Here is a 20,402-nt window from a genome sequence, read left to right as displayed (position 1 = left end):
TATTTACATTATGGCTCCTCATCCTGAGAAGAAGAGGTCGCGATCATGAATCATACATCGAATCTCCAAACAAGAATCAAGAGACATTATCGAAATCGCAAAATGCAAAGTCATTTATGGGGTTATTTTTTTCTGTTGCCCCAGATGATTGTCATCTTATTATTTGCGCTGTATCCTATTCTCCAAGGATTGTCATTAAGCTTTTTCGAATATAGTGTGGCGGGTTCTACATGGGTAGGGGCGCAGAACTTTATTGCGATGTTGAAGGATGATGTATTCTGGATCGCTTTGCGGAATACAACCATATACACGATTTTAATCGTACCCGGCGGCCTTGTTGTTGCCTTGATTTTATCCTGGATCATATTTCCCCTGTCTCCCAAAACCCAAAGTTTTTTTAAAGCGGCTTATTATCTGCCGAGCGTTCTTGCCGGGGTCGTTCTGGCGTTGGTATGGAAATGGATATTGGATCCTGATATTGGCCTGCTCAATTATTTGCTTTCATTTATTCATCTAGGACCCTATCCTTGGCTTTCCCACCCGGACACAGCCCTTGTATCGTTGGCTATGATGTCCATACTGGGCGGACAAGGGGCATCGATCATTATTATCCTTGCCAACATGGGAGCCATACCCGAAAGCTTGTACGAGTCAGCTCGAATCGATGGAGGAAATCCGTGGCACCTGTTCCGATTCATTACCATTCCGATGCTAAAGCCGACGATCCTGTACTTGCTTGTCATTGGCGTGATCAGCTCTTACCAGGTTTTCGATACCATCTACATCATGACGGGCGGCGGACCATACTACTCGACGACGACGATTGCTTACTTGATTTATTCAAGCGCCTTTGATGAATTTGAGTTCGGCAGAGCATCTGCTACGGCTACCGTATTGTTCATCATTATTTTTATTCTTTCGATGATCCAATTTTATTTCTTTCGGGAGGATAAAAAATAATGAAATTTTCGTATAAAATGATCCTGTATGCGATTCTGACCGCCTGGGCGATTGCTGCTATGATGCCCATCTATTGGATGGTCGTCACGGCGTTTACGCCACAGTCGCTGCTGATGGAAATTCAGTTGTTCCCCAAGTCAATCGTATTCAATAACTTTGAGACGTTATTCGCGAAAGCGCCGATCGATCGATGGTTATTCAACAGCTTATTGGTCAGCGCGCTGATTACGCTTGGAGCCGTTGTCAGTGATTCCATGGCAGGCTATTCCTATGCGATGATTAAACCAAAAGGCCATATGGTAATATTCTTCCTAGTGTTGGCATGTTTGATGATACCGGATCAAATTCGAATCGTTCCGCTGTTTATTATGATTAAAAATTTAGGCTGGTATAATACTTACGCTGCATTGATTGTTCCGTTTATGAGTTCGGTTTTTGGCATGTTTTTGATGCGGCAGTACATGAGCTCCTTGCCACGTGAATTAATGGATGCGGCAAGAGTCGAAGGGTGCAATGAATTTGTGTTCTATACGCGAATCGTTGTCCCCCTTTGTAAACCGGTATTTGCTGTTGTTGCCATATTTTTCTTTGTAGGGACTTGGAACAGCTTCTTATATCCGTTAATCCTGACGAGTTCCAAAGAAATGAGAACATTGCCGGTAGGTCTCTCTACCTTAATGGAGAATTACTCTCTCGTTGATTACGGCTTAATGATGGCGGGATCCAGTATATCCGCTATTCCTGTCATCCTCTTTTTTTTCATGTTTCAAAAATATTTTACCAAAGGCGTTACATTGGGAGCAGTCAAGGAATAAAATCGGTCATCCGGAGGCGCTTTGAATGGAAAGCCTGTTATTGAAGAATGTTCAGCCTGTCGGATTCTCATCCGGATTGCAAAAGGGTATGGATATGCGCATCAATAAGGACGGAATCGTGGAAGAGGTCGGATTTGGCTTGCGTGCTGCAGAAGCCGATCGTCAATTGGATCTTGCCAAGTTTCATCTATCGCCTGGTTGGATTGATATGCACGCCCATGTCTATCATCAAGCTTCCAGTATCTCCGTCGATCCCGACAGGATCGGACCGTGTTCAGGAGTGACGGCAATCGTAGATACGGGAAGCGCCGGATTTGCCAATTTCGACGGATTCCGCGATTATGTCATATCGCCAAGAAACTATCCCATCCTGTCTTTCCTCAATATCGGCGCCACGGGACTGATATATGCCAATGAAGTCAGCGAATTGGATTCGCTGGAGAAGATCAATCTGGATCGCCTCGTCTCCTGTGTAGACGAGAATCGGCAGTTCATTAAAGGGTTGAAGATCCGGGCCAGCGGCGTCATACTGCGAGGGCTGGGTATAGAGATGGTCAAGCTTGCCAAACGAACGGCGGCAGAATTGGATTTGCCCCTTATGGTACATGTCGGGGAACCATTACCGATGCTGGAGGATATTCTGGCGTTAATGGAGCCGGGAGATATCATTACCCACTGTTACCATGGAAAGAGATGGGGGATTTTTAAAAGGGGAGAGCTCATTTCCGAATTTATCCGTGCCTTTGATCGAGGGGTGCGATTTGATGTGGGCCATGGATCGGCGAGCTTTAACTACGAAGTTGCCGAGAGAGCCATCGCATTGGGATATAAGCCTTTTTCAATCGGATCGGATTTGCATGTGGGAAACATCGACGGCCCGGTTTGGGATCTGCCGACAACCATGTCTAAATTGCTATCCCTTGGTTTAAGCGTTGAAGAAGTCATCTGCTGCGTTACGACCAATCCTGCGAGCGTTGTAGATTTAGAGCGATTTCAGAACGAGCTCGTTGGCACTCGGGCCAGATTTACCATTTTTTCTCTCGACCCTGCTGTTGCTCGGGTGATGGACTCGGGCGGCAATGAAAGAATGATAGATTGCATCTTCCGTCCCGCGTATACGATTATCGGGAATGAAGTTATTCATGCCAAGCTTCGAATTCCTTTATGAGAAAGGTTGTGACGTCATGATTGAGGATGTCGTTGTGGAACGATGGGACAGTGGCCGCCCTCATGAGGGTAAAGTGTTTGCAGCCGTATTTCCGCATTCGGATGACTTCACTTTTTTTGCAGGCGGAACACTGTTGAAGATGATCAAGGAAGGATATAAGGGTTACTTCATCAGGCTAACGAACGATGAGAAAGACTCTTACGATTTGTCAATCGGTGAAACTATATATCGTATTGAGCAAGAAACTCATCAAGTAGCCAACCTGTTTGGTATTGAAAAAGTCTATGACTTTAACTATAAGAATCATTACATGGATTATACGCAGCTTACAGAAATACGTCATCGCCTCATGACGTTGTTCCGTTTTTTAAAGGTGGATACGGTTATTTCTTTCGATCCATGGGGGCATTATGAGGAAAACCCTGAACACTACTTGACGGGTAAAGCAGTTGAAGCCGCTTGCTGGATGGCCGGGCGTCAGCTTGATCTGCCGGAGCTTAAGGATATGAATATTATGCCGCACTTTGTCACTGAGAAATATTATGTGGCACGCGGCCCGCAGCTGACGAACAGAATCATCGATATTTCATCTGTGCTCCATATGAAGCGTAAAGCGATTGCGTTGCATGCAACGCCGATTGATAGCATGTGGAAAATTTATTTGGAGAAGCATCCTGATGGTACAGGCCGCTTTAAGAGCATCGAACAATTTGCGGAGACCAGTTTTATTAGGGAAGCTTGCGAACCTTACCGGGGTATGCAATTTTATGAGAAATTCCATTACATCGGCCCATCGGAATACTAGATGTTGAAGGAGCCTGCGACGATGAAACTGTATGAAGCGCTCGGAATGAAAACGATCATTAATGGCTTGGGGACAGTAACTGCGATCGGCGGATCAAAGATGCATCCGGAGGTGCTGTCAGCGATGAATGAAGCTGCCGGTGCCTTTGTAGACATGGGTATTTTTCATGCAAGAGCCGGTGATCGGATTGCCGAGCTCCTCGGCGGTGAAGCCGCGTGTATTACATCCGGCGCCGCCGCAGGTTTGGCGATAGCTGCCGCCGCTTGCATGACCAGAGGTGATATTGGCAAAACCTTGCAATTGCCAGACACGACAGGTATGCCCAATGAGATTCTTCTGCTCAAATGTCATCGAATCCTTTATGATCAAGCGCTCTTATTATCCGGTGCCAAGCTGCGTGAAATCGGAGTTACTTCTTCTGCCAAGCTTGAACAAATTGAAGCTGCAATTTCAGAGAAAACGGCCATGTTCTTCTACGCAGCCGAAGCCGAAAGAATGCGCGGTTCAATAGCTCTTCCTGAAATTGTTCAGGTACTGACAAAATATAGTATCCCCATCGTGGTTGATGCAGCAGCTGAACTACCGCCCAAATCCAATGTGACCAAGTACTTGGAACAAGGCGCAGATCTGGTTATCTTCAGCGGAGGAAAAGAATTGCGCGGTCCTCAGTCTTCCGGGATTATTCTTGGCAGCAAGCAATTGATAGAATATTGCAAGGCCAACAATTACCCCAATTACAGCATTGGCCGCAGCATGAAGCTGGATAAGGAAACCATTGCAGGAATTACTAAAGCCGTAGAGCTATTTGTTGCAAAAGATTACATCAAGATCATGGAGCGTTGGGAACGAATGGTCTCGCAAATGATCACAGCCTTCTCCCACATATCCGGCACAACTGTTCGCAGGGGATTTCCTGTTGAGCCGGGTGTTCAGCCCGTTGAAATTCCAAGAGTTTACATGAAGAGTGTGAATGTTAGCGCCAAATATCTTCAAGACCAACTTAAAAGCTTAACCCCTTCCATATATGTGGACGTGCAAGGGGAAGAGATCGTCATTAATCCACAGTGCCTTGAGGATGATGAAGTGAGCATCGTGATCGAAGCCATCCGGAATTTATTTGTGGGGCGATTGTAAACAAGCATTTCTGAAATCGCTTGGGGTCAAATGAGTGGTTTGTTTAAATAAACGAGAAAAGGTTCTAAAGGAATCGAAGCCCGATTCGACCGAGATTTCATAGATATGCATATCCGTACTTAACAATAAGGATTTGGCTCTCTTTATTCTTAACGCATGCACATAATCGACAAAATAAGTGTTCAAATGGCGTTTGAATAACCTGCTGATATAGGACGAGCTTACCCCGAATCGCTCAGACAAGTCTTTAATCGTAAGTCGCTGAAAGAAATACTTGTTAACAAAGTGGATAATATTCCATTCGATTTGGTTTGATGGTTCTGTATGCAAGGATTCTTCCGTCAGATCACGATTCGCAAAAGAACGGACATACACCAACAAGATTTCGAGCAAAGCGGCACGAATAGCACTGTTTTTTCCCAAATGGGAGGCCGTATATTCTCTTCTTATTTTTTGGCATAATCGATGCATTTCTTCATAGGCGTCTCCATCAAGCTTAGTGTAATAAGGCATTGTATCACCAGCTTGCAAAATGAATTTGGCCAGTTGATCGTCGAAGGGAGATTCCAGCAGCAAATAAAAATCAAACAAGCAGCAGTACAAATGAAGCGGATCATGAGGATCGATCTCAATGGCATGGATTTGATTGGAAGGTAAAATACGCGCCGTCCCGGGCGTCATTTCGTATGTCTTCCCATCGATATTTTCGATTGCTTTGCCTTGAAGCACAAATGAAAATTCGACAAAATCATGATGATGCAAGTCTATAGTCTCGGTTATGATTTGTTCAAGGATATAGAAAGGGACTTGATTTTTTTTAAAATCGATGTATGAGAACACATCGTCATGAACGGGGTAGGTAGGTATAATAATCACTCCATGGCTTTAATATGAGTTTCTAATGTGATATAATGTCTTTGAATGATCGAATGGAAGCGTTTAATTATAATGAACCGCGGAACCGCGTATATAGTTCAAACTCTGTATCAATAACGCAGATGCGACAGGTCCAAGACCCAGGGGGAGCCCCTGGGTCTTGCTTTGACGGAAGAAACCTTACATATGGAAATATCATACTTCTCTCGTTATGAGAGATACTCTCTTCGCATGCGCCCCGGGCTACCAGCCGTATTTGTCTGGCCCCCAAGGTTTGCGGGATACCTCTTGTTTGACATAAACATAGGTTCGATTCGGAATGTCTTCCTCGACGATCAATCCTGCGCCCGCAACGCTATAAACCCCCATTTTGCAGCCGGGCATAATTATGGCGTTAACTCCGGTTCTGCAATAGTCGCCCAAATACACGGAGTTGGCGTAATGGGAGGGAGTTTCTCTTCTCCCCTTTACTCTGTGCGCTGTCAGGCCGTCGTCGAATCGCAACGTGCCGCATACGGTAGCCGCGCCCAGGTCGGTATGGCTTCCGATAATTCCGCTGAATTCCATATAATGATACAAATAGACTCCGTTCATGATCAGGCCGTCCAATTCCGCGCAATGGTTCACTACACAATGGTCGCCTACGGTCGAGCCCCGCTCGATATAGCAATAATTTGCGATATGGCAATGATTTCCGATCACGTTGTCGCCCTTGAGAATGGCGCCGTTCTCGATGACGGTTCCGCTTCCGACAATCAAATTTCCTTCGACAATGACATTCCTTCCGATCTTGCTCCCTTTCCCCAGATGAACATATCCTTTCAACAGGGCCGTCTCGTCGATCTCGGCATTGTCCTCCATGACATTCCCGTTCAGGCGGCCGCAAAGCTTATGTGTCCATGCTTCATTCGCCATCAGGATGTGCCACGGTTTGTCGATATCGATGAAGGTTCCTTCCGTCTTGACCGCAGGCACCTCGATGCCGTCCGTCATCATGTCGTGAAGCGACATCTCCAGATGTGCTTCCAATGGAGGCATCATGCCCACTTGCACAGGGCCGAAAATGCCGGCATTGGTTTGCAAATAAGGCCAGATGGCATCACTGAAAGCGAAAGCTGCGAACCGGTCGGCAAACCCGCCTCTCGGATGACCGATGATCGCCTCCAAACGATCTGCCGCTCTGTTGCAGCAAATCCAATCCCGGGGCTCTTCCGTCCCCAACGGGGAGACAAGGACGGCCGCGGAAGCGACCGTCGCGGCAAATGCGTCCATCAGCGCTCGCAAGTCGCTATCTTCCAGCAACGTGTCGCCATACAGCACGAGAAAACGAGAATCGTTGACGGCGTCTTTGACAGCAAGCAGCGAGGCCGCCGTACCCGAAGTGCTTCCCACAGACAGGACGTTCACCTTCGGATTGCCGCGAAAATGATTTCGGATCTGCTCGCTCATAGCCCCGCCGGCGATGACGATCCGTTCGAAGCCGAGCCGCTCCAGCAGCTCGGTCTGATGGGCTATAATCGGCTTATTGGCCACCGGGATCATGGCTTTCGGGCGAATTTCGGCATACGGCCATATTTTTGTGCCATTGCCGGCAGCCAGAATGACAGCAGTTTGCATCTTCGTGTCCCACCCTTATAGAGAATGTTATTCCTTCACCGCGCCTACCGTAACCCCTTCGATAAACTTCTCCCTGGCAAACAGAAACAAGATGAACAATGGAATGAATGACAGGAAGGTTGCGGCCATCATTTCGCCGGAAGTTTGGGCATGACGCGTTTTCATCCCGGCAATGCCGAGCGTCAACGTTTTCATTTTTTCTTCCGATACGGTAATCAAGGGCCACAGCAGCTCGCCCCAATTGCCGAGGAAGTTGAAGATCGCTAATACCGCCAAGGCGGACGTCGTCATTGGAAAAATAATTTTCCAGAACGTTTTATATTCCCCGCATCCATCCAAACGGGCCGACTCCTCGATTTCCTTGGGGATGGTTCGGATGAACTGCGTGAGCAGGAACACGCCGAAGGCGCTCGGGATCGCCGGAACGATCAGGCCCGTATACGTATTGGTCCAACCCAGCCAGTCAACGATCAGGTAAGCAGGAAGCAAGGTGACGATCCCCGGTACCATCAAAGTAGAAAGGACGAGCACAAACAATACTTTTTGCCCGATGAAGGATCTTTTGGCAAAAGCATATCCCGCCAAAGCCGATGTCACGAGCACGAGAGCCGTGCTTGTTCCGGATACGATAACGCTGTTAAGCAACCAATTCAGAAAATGATATTGCTTGCTTTCAAACAACGTCATATAGTTGGACAAACTGCCATCGTTCGGCCATAATTTGGGAGGATAGCTTAACAAACTGGTGGTATTCCTGAAGGAAGAAACAGTGAGCAGCCAAAATGGAACGAGCACCAAGCCGGCTGCTGTACCGAGCACTCCGTACTTAAGACAGGAAACGATGCGCCTGGTCGTCATTTCGATATCCTCCGATCTTGTCACAATCGTCAGCTTTCATGCCTGGATCTCAGTACAGTCATCTGGAATATCGATATGGCCAGAACCGCAAGCATCAACAGGATAGCGATGGCAGCGCTGATTCCAATCTGATCGTCCAGGAATGCGGCCCGGTAAATCGCGAAATAGATGCTTTCGCTGGATCGCAGCGGCCCGCCTTTGGTAAGCACAAAAATGGAATCGAACATTTGCGATTGGGCGATGGTGGACAGAACGACGCACAGTAAAATGATGTGTTTGATCAACGGCAGCTTGATCAGGACGATCTCCTGCCATTTGGCAGCGCCATCGATCCGCGCGGCATCGATGTAGTCCGACGGCACGCCCCTGAGCGCGGCCATATAGATAAACACGTAGAACATCGATCCCTTCCACAACTCCAGAATCACAACGGCCAGCTTGGCCAAGACAGGGTCACTGAACCATAGAATGCCCGGCAGCCCAACCTCAGCCAACAAGTAATTGACCGGCCCGTTCGTGGACAGCACGTAAGAGATCATGATGCTCGCCGAAACCATGGATACGACAAGCGGCAGAAACAGGATCGATTCGAATACGGCATTTACTTTATTTTTGCGAAATAGCAAGAAAGCAAGCGTTAAGGCAATAAATTGACCGAACGGCAAAATCACGACAATATAAAACAAACTGTTGAGAATGGACTTCATATAGAGGCTCTTCGTGAAGACGGCGGCAAAATTGGCGAATCCGGCCCCATGAAGAGAAGATAAGTCCAGCAACGATCCTCGCTGAAAGCTGAGCCAGACGACGACGGCAATCGGCAGGAAAGAAAAGACGACCGCAACGATCAAATAAGGCAACAGAAAGGAAAACGAAATCAATTGGCTTTTGAAGCGCTCTTTTCGCGACTTCACTGGACTCACCTCCTGCATTTCAGACATAAACCCGGCGGCACTGACTTTATTTTTGAGTACTGTCGAACTCCTTCGCTGCGTCTTTGATCGCTTGCTCCGGAGTTTTCACATTCCTTAACACGGCTTCTCTCATCTGGGTAACGATATCGATCGCTTTTGCAAAACTTTCACTGGCCGGATATACGAACATCGTTTGAATCGATTTTTTCGCCATTTCCATCACAGGGTCGCCTTGAAACAGCGTTTCGTTCGCTTCCGGAAGAGCGGAGAAAAATCCGGTCGGCTCGAAGAACAGGTCCGCATTGTCCGGGTCAATAACAAATTTGATGAACTCGTAGGCTTCGGCGGGATGCTTCGACGCCTTGGCGATCGACAGCAAGCCGATACCCGAGTATAAAGCGCGCGCCGCGCCCGCATCCTCCGCCGGTCCCGCCGGCGCCGGAAACGCTCCGTATTGCAAGTTCGGCGCATTCGTTTTGATGCTGTTGACGAAAGCGATCGAGCCGGGCATCATCGCAATTTTGCCTTTAAAGAAGGCGTCCAGCTCTTGTTCGGGCGAACTGTAGAAGTCGATGGGCGGCGCAACCTTGTCCCTCTTGACCAGATCCTCCATAAATTGCAAGCCTCGAATTCCTTCGGGGTTGTTGAATCCCAAGCTCGTCCCTTCTTTGTTGAACAAGTTGGCCCCGGATTGGACCATGAAGCTGATCGTGTTCAAGATATCGAGGCCGCCGATTCCCCATTGATCGGGCCCTTTGGTCGCTTTTTTTGCCGCTGCCCTCAGTTCATCCCATGTTTGCGGAATAGCGATCCCTTCTTTTTCGAAAATATCCTTGTTGTAGAACATCAATGAAGTTTCGGCGATAAAAGGGACGCCGTATAATTTGCCGTTCACCGTGCCGTTGTCGATTGCGGTTTTGGAGAAGCGGTTTTTTTCGGAGTCCGACATGAAGGAATCCAATTCATGCAGTTTGCCCGCATGGGCGAATTTGATCAAATATTCGGACATATAGGACACGTCGGGAGGGTTGCTGCCCGCAAAGGCGGAGGTATACTTCTCTTGCCACCCATCCCAGGGAGTCGCCAAAAATTGCACATGTATGTTTGGATGCGCTTGCTCGAACTTCCGGATCAGTTCCGCCCAAATCTCTTCCTCGTTGTCCGCGTCCAGCGCTTTCCAGAAGGTCAACGTGACATCTCCATCCTTGCCGCTTCCGCTGCCCTTCTTTGCCGAATCGCTGCTGCAAGCCGATAAAACACCCATCGTCAGGATGACAACCAACAGGATAAATGCTGCTTTTTTCATCCATTTTTTCCTCCTTGTATTTGAACTTTACAGTGTGTCAGCTTTCAAAGAATGGAGGAACACTTCGGCCTCCCGAACGAAGACTTCGGCCGCCTCTTCGCTGTAGGGGGTTGCCGTCATCTCGTATCCGCCCACGCCGTCCCGGAATGCCTCTGTTGTTGGCAAATATCCGGAATATCCATTCGCGACACCTGCAAGCAAGTGATGGCGAAACGGCGATAATGACTTGATCCGATTTGCCATTCCGCTGAAAATTTCGCCGGATGCCGCCAGAAGCACGAGATCGCCGATGACGGTCGCCGCCAGCGTCATTTCCGCTTCCGGCAGCACGAATCCGCTGCGCGTCGGCAGACGAATCGTCTTCTTGACCGAAAAGTGGGGGCTCGTCTCCACTCGTTCCATCCGCTCCATGGCGCGGGCCGCATCTTCATACAACTGTTGTCCAAGCTCCGGAACGTGTTCGAATTGCTCCTCCAATGTGTCCTCGTCGAATCCTCGTCTGAGCGGACAGATCTCTCCGGAGAAGCCCTGGATAAACAGGCTGACGGCCTTGCCTCCGAATTGCCTCTCCATGGCCTCCATCGCATACCCCGTCAAATCTGCGCTGACTCTTCTGGCAACCATTGAAACCATCGTAGGGTGAACGGCTGCATTCACCACGATCGCAATGGGCTCCCCCTTCAAGGAGTGAATCGCCAGCACCTGCAAGTCGCTGTCTATAGGCAGATCGAAATTCGGTTTCAAATGAGGTCTGCGATTGGCCGATACGGTGCACGTCCCGGCGCTGTAATGAAGGGTGACCGGCTGCAGCTGCTTCCCGGTTTGTTCGATCAGCCGGCTTATTCTTTCACAGTATTTGTCCTTGATCTGCGCGGGAGCGCTGTGCGTGTGCGTCGCATGTACCGAGACGGCCTCTTCGCGAACACCCGCCGCATGCGCCCACCGTGCACGGGTGCCGGCAGGGAACGTAGGCACAAACTCCCGGCAAGGTCCCATGCCTTCTTCATGATGCGGCACGAGTGCCGCTTCCTCATTGGCCAGACAGCAATCTACGCTGACGATGAGCGAACGGGTCGTGCCGCTGTCCATGATCAGCACCCTGGCAAAGAGTTCGCCGATAGAATGGCGAGCCGGGTCGGCGACGTAAAGTTCGGGATCGTATCCTTGCAGCGGCGCGGATTCCTCCGGCGTAATCCCGACCTTTCCCGCTGCGGCTCTGAACAGATTATTCATGGAAGATCTCCTTTCTTGCGTCCCTTCGGACATTGCCGTTACTGTGCGTTTCCGAAAGAGAAATTGTTCAGCCATTGCTCGCGCACTATGCTTCCGGCCCCCACCAACGCGCTGTTCTCGTCGTAGTGCGAGAGAATAATTTGCAATTCGTCGAAAAACTCCGGGAACCTATCCGTCATTTTTTCCTTGATTTTGTCGATAAAGAGGGCGCCGAAAATGTTGTACGCACCGCCGATGATGATGACATGCGGATTCAATAGCCAGACGGCATTCGTAATGGCGATGCTGAGATGCGAGGTGACGGCATCGATTTCCTTAAGCAGCCATTCATCCTTCTCTGACCACCGGGCCAGTAAAAATTCAGGCGTCGCTTCCGCAGGAGCATAATGGCTTCGCGCGGCAGCTATCAATCGTTTCCAGGAAACCAACTGCTCCAGGTTGCGGCCGTCGATTACGATCATTTGCCCGATTTCTCCGGCGAACGCCTGCGCGCCGCTATAAATGTTGTGGTTGATCGAGATCGCGCCGCCGACGCCTTCTCCCAGGTACATGAAGAACACCGATTTCGACTCATACTGCTCGATATGCTGCACTTCTGCCCTGGCCGCGTAATTGACGTCTTGATCGATTTGAATCGGAAGCGGGAACTGCTCCGAGAAGAAGCGGTGGATGCTGAACTCGCCAATCTCCAGTATAAGCTTGTTCATGACGCGATCCTTCCGTTGATTATACGGACCCGGAACCGAAATGCCGATGCCGATCAATTGCTGCCCCTTGTATTCCGTCTCGATGACTTGCTGTATACGCTTGCAAAATTGATGTAAATTGCGCTCGTAGGACAGCTCATTGTCGTACTCGTAGACGACAACCTTCTCCGAGATCAAGGCCAAATTTTTGACAGCGAAGGAGAATTGCTTCGATGTCAGGTCGATGCAGATCATTTTTAGCGCATCGGGTTGAAATATCAACATATTCGGCTTGCGGCCTATGGTGCTTTTGTTGTCCTTCACCTCCATGATCATGCCGATTTTCATGAATTCCTCGACAATCGAAGAGATTGTGGCGACGCTCAGCTTCACTTTGCGCGAAATATCCATCCGGGTTGTGGAATCATGGGTTGAGATCTCTTTAAACACCCGTATTCGATTCTGAATTTTAACCTGATTGATATTCAACATGCTTCCAAACCCTTTCCCTGCTTCATAATGAGCGAATCAACCGTTTGTATTTTTACAAATAGCGCTCGTTTGCTTGCTCCCCTCCTTCCATGTTGCTGCTGACGTAAACTCCCCGCTGTTTATTTGGAACGATAGTACAAAACCAATTATATTTCAATGCTTTTTTTAACATATAAAATAATAGATAAAAATATTTGCATACGTAAGGATTTTGACTTGTTAGTGAAAAATATGGCCGAATTGCCGTCATTCATCATTGTATAATCGAGCCGTCTGGCAGAAGATAGCACAATAGATTGAAAGGGCTTACGCATCGTTTGCCGCTATTAAAATGAACAGGGAGGTCTAGTATTAAAAACAGAGTATTCATATGGATCGGCCAGAACGTGCTGCTGTCCGAAGAAGAAGCGATGCAGGACGTTGCCGCGGCGCTGGACAAAGTAATTCGCTCGTACGCACTATAAAAAAGGGAGGATTCAAATTCAATGAGCAAAAGATTCAAGCAATGGATCACCACCGCAACCGCAATATCCATGTTAGTTGCAGTACTTGTCGCTTGTTCTTCCGGCGGGGGCGCCAAACAGGGCGCCTCATCATCATCACCACCAACAACAAGTCCGGCCCCGTCGGAGAGTCAGGCAACAGCGACCCCGCCGGAAGAGAAGATCGAGCTGAGCATGTTCTACTCGGATTCGGGCTTGGCGGTTGATCCTCCGGACACGGATTTGAGCGACAACCCGTATATCAATATCGTCGAAGAGAAGGCGAATGTCGACCTTAAGGTTGAAGTGCCGCCCTATTCCGACTTTCCGACCAAGTTCAACCTTATGCTGGCATCGGGAAAACTGCCGGATATCGTGCATACTTATATGCCGGCCGAGGCTTACAAGGCTGCTCGTGAAGGCGCTTTTATCGACTTGAAACCTTACTATGACAAATCTCCAATTATCCAGAAATACATTACACCGCAAATGATGGAGTTAGCCAAAGACCCGATAAGCGGCAAATACTGGCGCATCCCGATGGCCCTCGACAAAGGCCCTCAAGGCGCAGGCATCTATACGCGCTACGATCTGGTCGAGAAGTATAATGACGGCAAATGGCCGGAATCCGTAGAAGAGTGGGTCGAACTTATGCGGAAGATTAAGAAGGCCGAGCCGAACTCGATTCCGATGTCCACGCGAGCTATTGGAGACTATGTATTCATTTATGGCGGGGCGGTTATCTTCCAGATGTACGGGGCGGCGCCTTATGGATATCGGATACAAGGCGGTAAAGTCATTCCGAATGTCGTGCTTCCCGAATATCGCGCCGCGGTTGAAACGATGCGTCAGATGTATAAGGAAGGCCTCCTGGATAAGGAATTCGCCACTACGGATTCCGAAAAGTGGTTTACTAAATGGAACAACAACAACGTGCTATTCCAATGGAACTACGCAGATCAACTGCTCGCAGGCGCTGCGTATTATCGAACGCAAGGAACGGATCAGCAAAAAACGCAAAAATTCGAATTCGCGCCTCCGCTCAAGGAGTCCCCTACTGACCCGAAGTATACAGTAGGTGCGCAAGCTATTCCGATCTCCGATCACGGGTTGTATATTTCGTCGTCCAGCAAGGATAAAGACCGCGCCTGGAAGGTCATTGAAGCTTTCGCTTCCGATGAACTGCGCGAAGCTATTTTCTGGGGTAAAGAAAATGAAACATACACCGTTAAAGATGATAAAAGGCTGCCGATTGCCGACAAAATGGGAGCCAAGGAGCGCACCTGGCTGAAATCGCTTGCGTTCATCTTCGGATTCACCGACGGCCAGGATGCGCAGGTCGCTGTCAATGAGCAACTGATCGGGGATTCGACTTATTTCAATGAAGTCCAGAACAGCATCAAGATGCTCGGAGAACAAGCGGCGAACGTGGGTCTTGGTGCCCCGATCGGATATGTGGAGCCGGAAGTAGTCGCGAAGAAAGGCCCGGAGATTATGCAGGCCATCAATAAATTCACCGTCAAAGCAATCATGGGACGAATTTCGATGGATCAGTTCGACAAGGAGGTCAAAGCCTGGGAACAGAAGTACCGCGCGTTTAAATATGATCCGCTGCAAAAATTCATCGATGAGAACAAAGATCAGCAGATAGCGCTGGGGTATAAAATGGCTGGATGGTAGGAGTGATTTTCTTGCTGAACGTGAATAAAATATCGAGGCCTGCCCTTAGCAGGCCCGTGCGGAGGAGTAAAGTCCGGTACCGGACTTTACTCTCGCTCTACGCCTTGTTTGCTCCGACGGCAATTCTGTTGATTGTGTTTAGCTACATGCCGATGTACGGCATTATTATTGCCTTTAAAGATTACTCCATTTTCAAGGGGATCATGGCTAGCGATTGGGTCGGGCTGGAGCACTTCAAGTATTTCCTGAAGGATGACAAGTTCTGGAGCATCTTCAGAAATACGCTGGTGATTAATTTCTACGATCTCCTGTTCGGTTTCACCGCACCGATCATATTCGCGCTACTTGCGAACGAGCTGTACCAGAAGATGTTTAAACGGGTCATGCAGACGATCTCGTACTTGCCTCATTTTCTGTCGTGGATCGTCGTTTCCGGCATCTTCTACTCGATCTTGTCCCCGCAAACCGGACTGTTCAACCATTTTCTGGGCTGGTTCGGCATCGAGCCGATTTATTTTATGACCGAACCGACCCTCTTCCGGGGACTGCTTGTTTTTGCGGAAATTTGGAAAAATGTCGGCTGGGGGGCGATCCTCTACTTTGCCGTCATTGCCGGCATTGATACGAGCCTGTACGAGGCGGCCTGGATCGACGGAGCCAGCAGGTGGCGGCAGATCATTCACATTACGATTCCGCATATGGTGCCGATGATTATGCTGTTGTTCTTGCTTCGGTTAGCTGGTATTTTTGATGTCGGTTTCGAACGTGTATTCCTGATGCAAAACCCGCTTGTGTACGACGTGTCCGACGTCATTAGCACCTATGTATACCGGATTGGGCTTGAGCAGTCCCAATTCAGCTTGACGACCGCGATCGGTTTAACGCAGAGCTTGCTTGGTTTCCTGCTGCTTGTCATTTCCAATCGTTTGTCCAAGAAGATCACCGGACTCGGCTTGTATTAAGGGGTGGACATAACTATGCATCGTTACGTAACGCCGTCCAGATTTTTGTTTCAACTGTTCAACTATACGTTTTTTGTTATATTCTGCATTTCGATACTCGTGCCGTTCATCAATGCCATCGCCATCTCGTTAAGCAGCTACAATGGCGTGCTGTCCGGCAAAGTCGGGCTATGGCCGATTGAATTCCAGCTGGATTCTTACGCCAAGATTACCGGAAATGTTACTTTCCTGCGATCGTTTGCCAATACGGTTTTTTTAACGGTCATTGATACGGTGCTTTCCGTCGCTATATCCCTGTGCGGAGCTTATGCGCTGTCCCACAAAAAGTTCGTCGGACGAAGCGCGGCCTTTACGTTCATCCTGATTCCGATGTTTTTCAGTGGAGGTCTGATTCCCACTTACCTGTTGGTCATGGGGTTAGGGCTTGGTAATACGTACAGTGCGCTTATTATTCCAAGTCTGGTCAGCGGATTCTATATCATCGTGTTCAAGAACGTTATCGATCAGCTGCCCAAGGAGCTGCTGGAATCCGCCGAGATGGACGGAGCCGGGGAGTGGCGCTTGCTGTTCCGCATCGTACTGCCTCTTGTTCTGCCGATGACGATGGCTTTTATTATTTTCAGCGCGGTCGGGTATTGGAATCAATGGTTTAACGTGCTGCTTTATATCAAGGATAAGTCGATGTGGACCTTGCAATTTCAGCTTCGCGAAATTTTGACAACGGCCCAGCTGCAGAATGATCAGCTTAACCCGATTGGTCAGCAAATCATCCATCCTGAAAATTTGAAAATGGCTGCGCTCATGGTCACGATCCTGCCGATTATTGTGGTTTACCCGTTCGTGCAAAAGTATTTCATTCATGGACAATTTGTCGGCGCTGTGAAAGGCTGAGGAAATCCAAAGCATAGGGGAAGGTGTGAACAGCATGACGGCAGAAGCACTGTATTCTATTGTGGCGGAGCCTTGCCGCAATTTCTGCATTTTGGGGACGACTGCGTTCATAGATCCCTTCGACAATCGGGAGAAGTTTGTTTTGTCCAACTTCTCGGCCGGTTCCGTCGGCAATCTTGTGTTTATCGATAAAACGACCGGCGAGGGCGAATCGATCCCGCTTCCTGGAGATTCCGGCGCGTGGGCGCTGCAGCGGGTTGGCGAGCACCTTCTCGTCGGAACCTGTCCGGATTACGGCTACTTGCACAGCCTGAATTTGAGGACCCGGCGCTGGGCCAAGCCGCTTCGAATCGAGTCGGAAACGTATATATGGAACTTTGCCCTTGGTATGGACGGTATGGTATACGCCGGGACTTATCCGGGTTGCCTTCTGCTGCGATACGATCCAGCCGCGCATACGTTGACCAGTCTCGGCCGGGTTTCCGACAATCCTGAAAATATGTACAGTCGCAACGTGTTCGCGATCCCGAATCGCATGCTGATCAATGTCTGCTGCAACGAGCGGTTCGTCTCGGTATGGTCGATGGCAGACGGCACGTTCACTCGATTGGGCGAGTACGGCGAAGCGGTAATCGAAGCGGATGCAACCCGGATTTGCACGGAATTAGAAGGAACGCGGCGCTTCTATAGCAGCAGCACGCTCGAGATGATCGATATCGAAGAGGGAACGGCTTTAGTGACGCAGGTCGAAATGACTGTATTGGATGGAAAACGGATCGCGGCATTGCGCTTGCCGGGCGGGGGAATGGCCGGAGTCAAGGGGCAAGATTATTTCATTCAATATGCCGAAGGCGAGGAGCCGATATGCCGTCCGATCCCGACGCCGGCACCGCCTACGCGAATTCATACGCTTACTTCCGATCCCAACGGAGTTGTGTGGGGGTCGAGCGGCTTCGGGCAGACGATTTTCCGGTACGATCCGCGGGACGGCTCTTATTGGAATTCGGCGGCGGTTTGCGAGAGCGGCGGCGAGGTGTACGGGATGGCGTTCGTGGGCCAGGAGTTGTTTATGGCTTCTTATGCCGGCGGCGACCATGTGGTTTACCGCCCTGACGAACCGTGGAATCAATTCGACAACCTTAATCCGAAGACGCTGCAGCCAGTCGGCCCGAGCCTGATCCGCCCGCTGGGCAAATCCGTCATCGGCCCGGACGGCGCCGTCTGGACGGGGTGGTCTGCCGCATACGCCGTCTACGGCGGCGGGATTTCCCGAGTCGATCCGGCCACGAAGGAAGTGTCCTCCTGGCTGAACCCCGTGCCCGGACAGCAGGTTTGCGGTTTGGCAGCCGATGGGCGTTATCTGTACTTGACGACCAACGGGGCCGGCAACGGTCTGGCCTACAAGGAGGACGAAGGCTGCTGCTTCGCGGTGTGGGACCCGGATTCCGCTGCGGTCGTACACCTTCATCGCTTCGAGCCCGGTCCCATAACCGGCTTTGTCCTGTACGCCCACGGTCTGGTATGGATGCGTATAGGCAAGGACATTGCGGTATTCGATCCGGTCCGGATGGCCTTCGCCGCATCTGTTCCGCTGAATGATGCTTGCGGGTGCCTTGTCAAGTACAACGATGCCAGCGTGCTCGCTTTTGGCGAATCCTCTTTATTTCGGATTTATGCCGACTCCATGCAATTCGCAAGACTCGGCGATATCCCGTCACAAGTAACGACGACCACGGTTACCCCGGAGGGCTCGATTTATTTTAATCAAAACGGTACGCAGCTTTTCAGGCTTCACGCAGGGGGATGATCTTGAATGAGAATGGCTCGCGTAGGCGTGCTCGTAGATGAACGTATGACGGCTAAGCGCCGCCGTTACGGATTGAATACATTCGAAGGTTATATTACGGAAATTTTGGCGCATGTCGGCATTCCTCATCAATTATTGCATTCACTCCGCGAGTGGAACGGCAACGATTGGGATGTGCTGATCGTCGCTCTGGAAGACGACGATCCTGCCGATCTGGAACGCTTCTATCATTGGGCAGAGTCGGGCGGCATCGTCATCTCTTATGGCGGTCTGGATAAGCTTGCCGACAAGCTCGCTTGCGTTCGACTCAGATCGCTGAATGAAGCTTATGCGCATTTGCCCCCGGCTTCATCCGGCAGCTATCCGCCGTTGCGGGCTTTCCGGGTGACTCCCTGGACAACGCCGGACGCATCGAACATACGAATCGAAGCTTACGGCCAAGTTTCAGAGAGAAGCCCGGACGCCGCTCGCGACTTTGATCTGTTGCAGCGATTCGCCATCGGTCAAGGCACGATCGAAAGATTCAGCGTTAACATTCCTGCCGCGATCGTCGCGCTCCAACAAGGCCTGGAGCCTGTCCTGAAGGACGGCCTGCCCGCTGCGGACGGCAGCGCGTCACTGAATGAAGGCATTCTGAAAGCCGATGACGGTATGGCGCTCGATTGGGAGTGGGATCGGCTGCATACGGAAACCGGTCAGGCTTACTTTGCTTATCCGTACGCCGATTATTGGCGGGAGGTGTGCATTGGCCATTTGCTGGAGGCGGTCGTGAACAGAGGCATGACGCTGCCGTTCATCGGCTATTGGCCGGACGGGGTGAATAGCGTCGCCACGATCTCGCACGATAGCGACGGCAACCTGGACGAGCATGCATGGAGCACGCTGGATCTGCTTCAACAAAATCAAGTACAGACGACATGGTGCATGCTCGAGCCGGGTTACAGCGCATCTGTCTATCGCCGTATCGAACAGGACGGTCATGAGTTGGCTTTCCACTATAACTCGCTTCATCTGGACAATCAAATTTGGGATCAAACGGAGTTCAATCGCCAGTTGCGCTGGCTGCAAGACGCGGCGACAGTGAATCAAATTCGTACGAACAAGAACCACTATACCCGGTTCGAAGGCTGGGGCGAATTGTTTCGATGGTACGAGGAGGCCGGCATCGTCGTCGATCAGACAAGAGGTCCGAGCAAGGGAGGCAACGTCGGTTTTCTGTTCGGCACGTGCCACCCGTTCTTCCCGATCGCTTGGTCGGACGAAGACAATCGACTGTATGAAGTGCTGGAAATCGGGTTCCTCACCCAGGACATGGGGATCGGTCCGCCGTGGGCGGACGATAGCATCATCGCACCTTTTCTTGCACATACGATGCGAGTCGAAGGGGTCGCCCACTTCTTGTTCCATCAAGTCCATATCCATACGAAGCCGGCCGTCGTCGAAGCGTTCAATCGAGTCGTTCGCGAAGCGCGTCAGGCCGGATTCGTCTTCTGGACATCGGCGCAAATTTACGAATGGGAAATGCGGCGCCGGCAAATCCGGATTACAGGAGTCGACGAAGCGGGCCGGACGCTGGTTGAAGACGGCACAGCGTCCAGCGATGCCGTTGTCTGGGTGCCGATTCACGCCAATGAAGTGAAGCAGGGAGACGAAGAAGTGCGATTCGGCGTGCGCTGCTTGAAGCAAGTCGTGACGGCAGCGTCAAGGGGGGAATAG

At 50.2% G+C, this 20,402-nt stretch carries 17 protein-coding genes; 10 read left to right on the top strand and 7 right to left on the bottom strand.

The features are described from left to right. Nucleotides 1–45: 45 nt before the first annotated feature. Genes K7P76_RS25420 through K7P76_RS25400 form a run of 5 tightly spaced genes read left to right on the top strand, consistent with a single transcriptional unit; the run spans nt 46 to nt 4,882 of the window. Nucleotides 46–960 (top strand): carbohydrate ABC transporter permease, encoded by a 915-nt coding sequence (locus tag K7P76_RS25420; RefSeq protein WP_232188694.1) that lies wholly within the window; start codon nt 46–48, stop codon nt 958–960. Continuing rightward, complete coding sequence (locus tag K7P76_RS25415) at nt 960–1,775, top strand: carbohydrate ABC transporter permease (RefSeq protein ID WP_232188692.1); 816 nt, start codon at nt 960–962, stop codon at nt 1,773–1,775. Before K7P76_RS25420 ends, K7P76_RS25415 begins: the two co-directional genes overlap by 1 nt. A 25-nt stretch (nt 1,776–1,800) precedes the next feature. Next, nucleotides 1,801–2,943, top strand: a complete 1,143-nt coding sequence (locus tag K7P76_RS25410; RefSeq protein ID WP_232188690.1) for an amidohydrolase/deacetylase family metallohydrolase — start codon at nt 1,801–1,803, stop codon at nt 2,941–2,943. A 16-nt stretch (nt 2,944–2,959) separates the two neighbouring features. Then, nucleotides 2,960–3,748: a PIG-L deacetylase family protein gene (locus K7P76_RS25405; RefSeq protein ID WP_232188688.1), complete on the top strand. Its 789-nt coding sequence runs from the start codon at nt 2,960–2,962 to the stop codon at nt 3,746–3,748. A gap of 21 nt (nt 3,749–3,769) precedes the next feature. Continuing rightward, on the top strand, nt 3,770–4,882 hold the full coding sequence (locus K7P76_RS25400; RefSeq protein ID WP_232188680.1) for an aminotransferase class V-fold PLP-dependent enzyme: 1,113 nt from the start codon (nt 3,770–3,772) through the stop codon (nt 4,880–4,882). On the opposite strand, the gene K7P76_RS25395 is transcribed toward K7P76_RS25400, so the two are convergent. The 7 genes from K7P76_RS25395 to K7P76_RS25365 all read right to left on the bottom strand — a co-directional run bounded on the left by K7P76_RS25395 (nt 4,862) and on the right by K7P76_RS25365 (nt 12,864). After that, complete coding sequence (locus K7P76_RS25395) at nt 4,862–5,722, bottom strand: helix-turn-helix transcriptional regulator (RefSeq protein WP_309244792.1); 861 nt, start codon at nt 5,720–5,722, stop codon at nt 4,862–4,864. The two genes, K7P76_RS25400 and K7P76_RS25395, sit on opposite strands and share 21 nt — an antisense overlap. A gap of 279 nt (nt 5,723–6,001) precedes the next feature. Beyond that, on the bottom strand, nt 6,002–7,375 hold the full coding sequence (locus K7P76_RS25390; RefSeq protein ID WP_232188677.1) for a nucleotidyltransferase family protein: 1,374 nt from the start codon (nt 7,373–7,375) through the stop codon (nt 6,002–6,004). Nucleotides 7,376–7,402: 27 nt separating this feature from the next. Beyond that, the gene (locus K7P76_RS25385; RefSeq protein WP_232188675.1) at nt 7,403–8,233 is read right to left on the bottom strand and encodes a carbohydrate ABC transporter permease; all 831 of its coding nucleotides are present in this window, start codon (nt 8,231–8,233) and stop codon (nt 7,403–7,405) included. A gap of 29 nt (nt 8,234–8,262) precedes the next feature. Next, nucleotides 8,263–9,147 carry a carbohydrate ABC transporter permease gene (locus K7P76_RS25380; RefSeq protein WP_232188673.1) on the bottom strand — a complete coding sequence of 295 codons (885 nt, stop codon included), beginning with the start codon at nt 9,145–9,147 and terminating at the stop codon, nt 8,263–8,265. A gap of 46 nt (nt 9,148–9,193) precedes the next feature. Beyond that, complete coding sequence (locus K7P76_RS25375) at nt 9,194–10,453, bottom strand: ABC transporter substrate-binding protein (RefSeq protein WP_232188671.1); 1,260 nt, start codon at nt 10,451–10,453, stop codon at nt 9,194–9,196. 27 nt (nt 10,454–10,480) lie between these two features. Further along, a complete protein-coding gene (locus K7P76_RS25370; protein WP_232188669.1) occupies nt 10,481–11,686 on the bottom strand; it encodes a hypothetical protein in 1,206 nt (401 codons plus the stop codon). 38 nt (nt 11,687–11,724) lie between these two features. Beyond that, nucleotides 11,725–12,864, bottom strand: a complete 1,140-nt coding sequence (locus tag K7P76_RS25365) for an ROK family protein (RefSeq protein ID WP_232188667.1) — start codon at nt 12,862–12,864, stop codon at nt 11,725–11,727. A gap of 485 nt (nt 12,865–13,349) precedes the next feature. Between K7P76_RS25365 and K7P76_RS25360 the strand changes: the two genes are divergently transcribed. The 5 genes from K7P76_RS25360 to K7P76_RS25340 are packed head-to-tail and all read left to right on the top strand — an operon-like array spanning nt 13,350 to nt 20,402. Then, nucleotides 13,350–15,026: an extracellular solute-binding protein gene (locus K7P76_RS25360; protein ID WP_232188665.1), complete on the top strand. Its 1,677-nt coding sequence runs from the start codon at nt 13,350–13,352 to the stop codon at nt 15,024–15,026. Between the two features lie 20 nt (nt 15,027–15,046). Then, nucleotides 15,047–15,988 (top strand): ABC transporter permease, encoded by a 942-nt coding sequence (locus K7P76_RS25355; RefSeq protein ID WP_232188900.1) that lies wholly within the window; start codon nt 15,047–15,049, stop codon nt 15,986–15,988. A 15-nt stretch (nt 15,989–16,003) separates the two neighbouring features. After that, nucleotides 16,004–16,879 carry a carbohydrate ABC transporter permease gene (locus K7P76_RS25350; RefSeq protein ID WP_232188663.1) on the top strand — a complete coding sequence of 292 codons (876 nt, stop codon included), beginning with the start codon at nt 16,004–16,006 and terminating at the stop codon, nt 16,877–16,879. Nucleotides 16,880–16,913: 34 nt separating this feature from the next. Further along, on the top strand, nt 16,914–18,686 hold the full coding sequence (locus K7P76_RS25345; RefSeq protein WP_232188662.1) for an NHL repeat-containing protein: 1,773 nt from the start codon (nt 16,914–16,916) through the stop codon (nt 18,684–18,686). 6 nt (nt 18,687–18,692) lie between these two features. Next, nucleotides 18,693–20,402, top strand: coding sequence for a polysaccharide deacetylase family protein (locus K7P76_RS25340; protein ID WP_232188660.1), 1,710 nt, complete (start codon nt 18,693–18,695; stop codon nt 20,400–20,402).

The organism is Cohnella silvisoli, from assembly GCF_021190915.1.
Taxonomy (GTDB): Bacteria; Bacillota; Bacilli; order Paenibacillales; family Paenibacillaceae; genus Cohnella; species Cohnella silvisoli.
The sequence above is the reverse complement of the archived record's forward strand: the minus strand, read 5'-3'. Positions and strand labels throughout refer to the sequence as shown.

Excerpts from the sequence above, each read along its gene's own strand:
- K7P76_RS25420 (WP_232188694.1), top strand. The coding sequence starts at position 46 with ATGAATCATACATCGAATCTCCAAACAAGAATCAAGAGACATTATCGA.
- K7P76_RS25415 (WP_232188692.1), top strand. The coding sequence starts at position 960 with ATGAAATTTTCGTATAAAATGATCCTGTATGCGATTCTGACCGCCTGG.
- K7P76_RS25410 (WP_232188690.1), top strand. The coding sequence starts at position 1,801 with ATGGAAAGCCTGTTATTGAAGAATGTTCAGCCTGTCGGATTCTCATCC.
- K7P76_RS25405 (WP_232188688.1), top strand. The coding sequence starts at position 2,960 with ATGATTGAGGATGTCGTTGTGGAACGATGGGACAGTGGCCGCCCTCAT.
- K7P76_RS25400 (WP_232188680.1), top strand. The coding sequence starts at position 3,770 with ATGAAACTGTATGAAGCGCTCGGAATGAAAACGATCATTAATGGCTTG.
- K7P76_RS25390 (WP_232188677.1), bottom strand. The coding sequence starts at position 7,375 with ATGCAAACTGCTGTCATTCTGGCTGCCGGCAATGGCACAAAAATATGG.
- K7P76_RS25385 (WP_232188675.1), bottom strand. The coding sequence starts at position 8,233 with ATGACGACCAGGCGCATCGTTTCCTGTCTTAAGTACGGAGTGCTCGGT.
- K7P76_RS25375 (WP_232188671.1), bottom strand. The coding sequence starts at position 10,453 with ATGAAAAAAGCAGCATTTATCCTGTTGGTTGTCATCCTGACGATGGGT.
- K7P76_RS25370 (WP_232188669.1), bottom strand. The coding sequence starts at position 11,686 with ATGAATAATCTGTTCAGAGCCGCAGCGGGAAAGGTCGGGATTACGCCG.
- K7P76_RS25365 (WP_232188667.1), bottom strand. The coding sequence starts at position 12,864 with ATGTTGAATATCAATCAGGTTAAAATTCAGAATCGAATACGGGTGTTT.
- K7P76_RS25360 (WP_232188665.1), top strand. The coding sequence starts at position 13,350 with ATGAGCAAAAGATTCAAGCAATGGATCACCACCGCAACCGCAATATCC.
- K7P76_RS25350 (WP_232188663.1), top strand. The coding sequence starts at position 16,004 with ATGCATCGTTACGTAACGCCGTCCAGATTTTTGTTTCAACTGTTCAAC.
- K7P76_RS25345 (WP_232188662.1), top strand. The coding sequence starts at position 16,914 with ATGACGGCAGAAGCACTGTATTCTATTGTGGCGGAGCCTTGCCGCAAT.
- K7P76_RS25340 (WP_232188660.1), top strand. The coding sequence starts at position 18,693 with ATGAGAATGGCTCGCGTAGGCGTGCTCGTAGATGAACGTATGACGGCT.